General features: G+C 41.3%; 1 protein-coding gene. It reads right to left on the reverse strand.

All coding sequences use genetic code 11. The annotated features are described in order from the left end of the window. Positions 1 to 171 precede the first annotated feature (171 nt). Positions 172 to 462 (reverse strand): HNH endonuclease signature motif containing protein (locus tag M975_RS22005; protein ID WP_167350547.1); only part of this gene is annotated, 291 nt, incomplete at its 5' end.

Here is a 462-nt window from a genome sequence, read left to right on the forward strand (position 1 = left end):
CAATCTTAGGCTTTTATTAACGTTACTTCGTCATACGTTGTTTTATAGGAAGCATGAGTGGATTCGAAGCTTGCTTTCGCATGCTCTAATTCCAGCGATCCACCGAGCGTGACGATAGCATTCGCAGTGCGAAGCCCTGCCTTTAATAATCCCATGTTGTGCCTTGTATGGTTAAACCTGGATTGCTTTTATTATCAGGTGGGAATTGCCATACATTTCAGTAAACGTTTTCCACCTTTCGACAAGGGCTCCACGATTAACTTTGTACGAAACACGCAATTTTTTCCCATGATATCTTGTGTATTCTTTATCTTGGATCTGAGGAGCAAAGTAAATAAGTAACGAGTCAGGATCGATAACAAATAGATCCAGATCGTACAAAGTGTGCATGTCACAACGCAATAATAGCCCATTGCTTACGTGGTTGTGTGTATCATTTTTGTATGGAGTGATGTGCGCTGC

It is taken from the genome of Buttiauxella brennerae ATCC 51605 (assembly GCF_001654925.1).
In the GTDB taxonomy this organism is placed as follows: Bacteria; Pseudomonadota; Gammaproteobacteria; order Enterobacterales; family Enterobacteriaceae; genus Buttiauxella; species Buttiauxella brennerae.